Annotated in this window: 2 protein-coding genes; both read right to left on the bottom strand. The window is 64.3% G+C overall.

Features of this window, described 5'->3' with window-relative positions; translation table 11 throughout:
- Nucleotides 1-251 precede the first annotated feature (251 nt).
- Nucleotides 252-1,709, bottom strand: coding sequence for a glutamate synthase subunit beta (locus QZ213_RS23285; RefSeq protein ID WP_291688436.1), 1,458 nt, complete (start codon nucleotides 1,707-1,709; stop codon nucleotides 252-254).
- Between the two features lie 190 nt (nucleotides 1,710-1,899).
- Nucleotides 1,900-5,983: glutamate synthase large subunit (gltB, locus tag QZ213_RS23290; protein WP_291688437.1), on the bottom strand; the 4,084-nt coding region annotated here is incomplete at its 5' end.

The raw sequence follows: 5,983 nt of genomic DNA on the forward strand, positions 1-5,983 counted from the left end.
TGACCCGCAACCTCTGGATCAAGGGCACCCTGCGCCGCGATATCCTCGACTCCAACGCGCCCTTGTCGAGCTCGGCCTCGACGGTGGTGATGCTGGGGGTAAGGCTGCAGAATTGAAGCGGCGACCGCCGCGCAATTTCGTCATTGCCGGGCTTGACCCGGCAATCCGTCCCCTTTGAAAAATGCTTCTTGTGAAGATTGATGGATACGCGGGTCAAGCCCGCGTATGACACCGTGCGCGCGGTGATAGGATCACCTCGGCAAATTCGTCGTCCCCATCAAGAACTGATCGATCGACCGCGCGCAGAGGCGTCCCTCGCGGATCGCCCAGACCACCAGCGACTGGCCGCGGCGCATGTCGCCGGCGGAGAATACGTTGGGGCGCGAGGTCTGGTAGTCGGCGGTGCTGGCCCGCACATTGCCGCGCGGGTCGAGGTCGACGCCGAGCGTCTTCAACAGGCCCTCATGCACGGGATGGACGAAGCCCATCGCCAGCAGCACGAGGTCGGCGTCGAGCTCGAATTCGGTTCCCGCCACCGGCTTGAACTTGTCGTCGACATGCACGCAATGCAGTTTTGTCACTTTGCCGTTTTCGCCGGAGAAGTGCTGCGTCAGCACGGCGTAGTCGCGCTTGGCGCCTTCGGCCTGGCTGGAGGAGGTCCGCATCTTCAACGGCCAGTTCGGCCAGGTCAGGCCCTTGTTCTCATGCTCGGGCGGCGCCGGCATGATTTCGAGCTGCGTCACCGACTTGGCTCCCTGCCGGAACGACGTGCCGATGCAGTCCGAGCCGGTATCGCCGCCGCCGATGACCACCACATGCTTGCCGCCGGCGAGAATGTCCGGCACGCCGCCGAGCGGTTCGTTGCCGACGCGGCGGTTCTGTTGCGGCAGGAAATCCATCGCGAAGTGAATGCCGGCGAGATCGCGGCCGGGGATCGGCAGGTCGCGCGGGGCTTCCGCGCCGCCGGTCAGCGCCAGCGCGTCATACTGGTTGAGCATCTCGCGCGGATCGATCGCGCCTTGCGAAGCGCCGCCGACATGGGCGCCGTAGTGGAAGGTGACGCCTTCGGCCTCCATCTGCGCCAGGCGGCGGTCAATGACGTGCTTCTCCATCTTGAAATCGGGAATGCCGTAACGCAGCAGCCCGCCGGCCTTGGCGTATTTCTCGAACACATGCACGTCGTGCCCGGCGCGTGCGAGCTGCTGCGCGCAGGCCAGTCCCGCGGGGCCGGAGCCGATGACTGCGACCTTCTTGCCGGTCTTGTTCGCTGCGATTTCCGGCTTGAGCCAGCCGTTCTCCCAGGCGCGGTCGACGATGGCGCATTCGATGGTCTTGATGGTGACGGGGTTGTCGTCGATGTTGAGCGTGCAGGAGGCTTCGCACGGCGCCGGGCAGATGCGCCCCGTGAACTCCGGAAAATTGTTGGTCGAGTGCAGGTTGCGCGAGGCTTCTTCCCAGTTGCCCTGATAGACCAGATCGTTGAAGTCCGGGATCTGGTTGTTGACCGGGCAGCCCGGCGTGCCCGGCTGTACCGAACCGGTGCCGTGGCAATAGGGAATGCCGCAGTTCATGCACCGCGCGGCCTGGTCTCGGGTGTCTTTCTCGCTCAGGGGAACGACGAATTCGCGATAGTGCTTCACGCGCTCGGCGACCGGCGCGTATTTGCGGTCGTGCCGCTCGATCTCCAGAAATCCCGTAATCTTGCCCATTAAACCTGACGCCCCTGCAGCTTTTTCCAGTCATTCCGGGATGCGCCGCAAGGCGCAGACCCGGAATCTCGATGTCGTTGTGCGAGGTTCCGGGTTCGCGCTTCGCGCGCCCCGGAACGACGCCTGCTTATTTGAGCATGATCTTATCCGAAAACCGGTGCCCGTTTTTCGGGATCATGCTGTGTGAATCTCAAGCCCCGATCGCGATCTTCGGCTCAGCGTCGGCGTTGGCCTTCAATTCCTTCAGCGCGCGGCGGTATTCCACCGGCATTACCTTACGGAATTTCGGCAAATACGTCTTCCAGTTCGCCAGAATATCGGCGGCGCGCTTCGATCCCGTCAGCTTGGCATGGCGGGTGATCAGGATGTGCAGCCGCTCGATATCGGACTCCAGCAGATTGGCGAACACGTCGACGCGGCCATGGGCCTCGAGATCGCCCGTGGAGTGATAGGCGTTCTCGTTGATCATCTCTTCCGACAGCACCGGCTCGAGCTGCACCATCGCCATGTTGCAGAGCTTTTCGAAGTCGCCGGCCTGATCGAGGACGTAGGCCACGCCGCCGGACATGCCGGCCGCGAAATTGCGCCCGGTCTTGCCGAGCACCACGACGATGCCGCCGGTCATGTATTCGCAGCAATGGTCGCCGGCGCCCTCGACCACCGCGACCGCGCCGGAGTTGCGCACCGCGAAGCGTTCGCCGGCGATGCCGCGGAAATAGCATTCGCCCTCGATGGCGCCGTACATCACGGTGTTGCCGACGATGATGGATTCTTCCGGCACGATGGCGGAGTTGCGCGGCGGTTTGATGATGATGCGGCCGCCGGACAGGCCCTTGCCGACATAGTCGTTACCTTCGCCTTCGAGTTCGAAGGTGATGCCGCGCGTCAGCCAGGCGCCGAACGCCTGGCCGGAGGTGCCCTTGAAGTTCACTTGAATCGTGTCGTGCGGCAGCCCGGCATGACCGTAGATCCTGGCCACATTGCCCGACAGCATCGCGCCGGCGCTGCGGTCGGTGTTGTTGATCTCCATCTCGATCTTGACCGGCGCGCCGCGGTCGAGCGCTGCCTGCGCCTTCTCGATCAGCCGACGGTCAAGCACGGCTTCCAGATGATGGTTCTGCTTCTCGGCGTGATAGATCTTCTGGCCCTTCTCTTCCTTCTGGCGCACGAACAGCTTCGAGAAATCGAGCCCCTTGGCCTTCCAGTGCGCCACCAGCGTCGACTGGTCGAGCATCTGGGTCTGGCCCACCATCTCGTTGAAGGTGCGGTAGCCGAGGCTCGCCATGATCTCGCGCACTTCCTCGGCGACGAAGAAGAAGTAGTTGATGACGTGCTCGGGCTGGCCCGTGAAACGCTTGCGCAGCACGGGATCCTGCGTCGCGACGCCGACCGGGCAGGTGTTGAGATGGCACTTGCGCATCATGATGCAGCCGGCCGCGATCAAGGGCGCGGTGGCAAAGCCGAATTCGTCGGCCCCCAACAATGCGCCGATCACGACGTCGCGCCCGGTGCGGAAGCCGCCGTCGACCTGCACCACGATGCGGCTGCGCAGCCGCTCGCGCACCAGGGTCTGGTGGGTTTCGGCAAGCCCGATTTCCCAAGGCGAGCCCGCGTGCTTGATCGACGTGAGGGGCGATGCGCCGGTGCCGCCCTCGAAGCCCGCGATGGTAACGTGGTCCGCGCGCGCTTTCGCAACACCGGCGGCGACCGTACCGACGCCGATTTCGGAAACGAGCTTGACGGACACCTGTCCCTCGGGGTTGACGTTCTTCAGATCGTAAATCAGCTGCGCCAGATCCTCGATCGAATAGATGTCGTGGTGCGGCGGCGGCGAGATCAGGCCGACCCCGGGCGTCGAATGCCGGACCTTGGCGATGGTGGCGTCGACCTTGTGGCCGGGCAATTGTCCGCCTTCGCCGGGCTTGGCGCCCTGCGCCATCTTGATCTGCATCATGTCGGAATTGACGAGATATTCCGTGGTGACGCCGAACCGGCCCGAGGCGACCTGCTTGATCGCCGAGCGCATCGAATCGCCGTTCGGCAGCGGCTTGAAGCGATCCGATTCCTCGCCGCCTTCGCCGGTGTTGGACTTGCCGCCGATCCGGTTCATGGCGATCGCGAGCGTGGTGTGCGCCTCGCGCGAGATCGAGCCGAAGCTCATCGCGCCGGTGGCGAAGCGCTTGACGATGTCCTTGGCCGGCTCGACCTGGTCGAGGGCGACAGGCTTGCGCTTCTCGTCCTCGGCGGTCTTGAGCTTGAACAGGCCGCGCAAGGTCAACAGCCGCTCGGACTGCTCGTTGAGGATCTTGGCAAACGCCCTGTAGCGCTCCAGCGAATTGCCGCGCACGGCATGCTGCAGCGTCGAGACCGATTCCGCGGTCCAGGCGTGGTCCTCGCCGCGGGTGCGGTAGGCGTATTCGCCGCCGACATCGAGCGCGGTCTTGTAGACCGGGGCATCGCCGAACGCGTCGGCGTGGCGGCGCGCGGTTTCCTCGGCGATTTCGGCCAACCCCACGCCCTCGATGCGGGTGTGGGTGCCGACGAAATATTTCGAGACGAAATCGGCCTTCAGGCCGACGGCGTCGAAGATCTGCGCGCCGCAATAGGACTGATAGGTCGAGATGCCCATCTTCGACATCACCTTCAAAAGGCCCTTGCCGATCGACTTGATGTAGCGCTTGACGATTTCGTAGTCGTCCAGCGCCGCCGGCAGCCGGTCCTTCATCGCGACGATGGTCTCGAAGGCGAGATAGGGATTGATCGCCTCGGCGCCGTAGCCGGCGAGGCAGGCGAAGTGATGCACCTCGCGCGGCTCGCCGGATTCGACCACGAGGCCGACCGAGGTGCGCAGGCCGGTGCGGATCAGATGATGATGCACGGCGGCGCAGGCCAAGAGCGAGGGAATCGGAATCCGGTCCGAGCCCGCCATGCGGTCGGACAGGATGATGATGTTGACGCCTTCACGGACGGCGGCTTCGGCGCGCGCGCACAATTCGTCGAGCACCTGCTCGAGCCCCGCTGCACCCAGGCCGGCGTGGAAGGTGGTGTCGAGCGTGCGCGACTTGAAATGGCTGTCGGCGATGTCCGAAATCGAGCGGATCTTTTCCAGATCCGCGTCGGTCAGGATCGGCTGACGCACCTCGAGGCGCTTGTTGCCGGCCACGCCCTGCAGATCGAACAGGTTCGGCCGCGGCCCGATGATCGAGACCAGGCTCATCACCAGTTCCTCGCGGATCGGATCGATCGGCGGGTTGGTGACCTGGGCGAAGTTCTGCTTGAAGTAGGTGAACAGCGGCTTCGGCTTGTCGGACAGCGCCGAGATCGGCGTGTCGTTGCCCATCGAGCCGTTGGCCTCCTCGCCGGTGGACGCCATCGGCGTCATCAGGATGTTGATGTCTTCCTGGCTGTAGCCGAACGCCTGCTGCCGATCCAGGAGCGGCAGGTTCGAACGCATGCCCTTGACCGGCGCGTCCGGCAGTTCTTCCAGCACGATCTGGGTGCGGTCGAGCCACTCGCGATAGGGATGGCTGTTGGCGAGCTGCGCCTTGATCTCGTCGTCGGGAATGAGGCGGCCCTGTTCGAGGTCGACCAGCAGCATCTTGCCGGGCTGCAGCCGCCACTTGGTGACGATGTGCTCCTCCGGGATCTTCAGCACGCCCATTTCGGAAGCCATGACGATGCGGTCGTCGGAGGTCACGAGATAGCGCGCCGGACGCAGGCCGTTGCGGTCGAGCGTGGCGCCGATCTGGCGGCCGTCGGTGAAGGCGATCGCGGCGGGGCCGTCCCACGGCTCCATCAGCGCGGCGTGATATTCGTAGAACGAGCGGCGCTCCTCATCCATCAGCGGATTTCCGGCCCAGGCTTCCGGAATCATCATCATCACGGCGTGCGGCAGCGAGTAGCCGCCCTGCACCAGGAATTCGAGCGCGTTGTCGAAGCAGGCGGTGTCGGACTGGCCCTCATAGGAGATCGGCCACAACCGGCTGATGTCCTTGCCGTAGAGTTCCGAATGCACCGAAGCCTGGCGGGCCGCCATCCAGTTGACGTTGCCGCGCAGCGTGTTGATCTCGCCGTTATGGGCGATCATCCGGTACGGATGCGCCAGCGACCAGGTCGGGAAGGTGTTGGTCGAGAAACGCTGATGCACCAGCGCCAGCGCGCTCTCGAAATCGGGTTCGCTCAGGTCGGGATAGTACTTGCCGAGCTGGTCGGCGAGGAACATGCCCTTGTAGACGAGGGTGCGGCACGACATCGACACCGGGTAATAGCCGGCC

The sequence above is a fragment of the Bradyrhizobium sp. genome (assembly GCF_017881085.1).
GTDB lineage: Bacteria > Pseudomonadota > Alphaproteobacteria > Rhizobiales > Xanthobacteraceae > Bradyrhizobium.

Coding starts and splice junctions, on each gene's coding strand:
- QZ213_RS23285 (WP_291688436.1), bottom strand. CDS start 1,709: ATGGGCAAGATTACGGGATTTCTGGAGATCGAGCGGCACGACCGCAAA.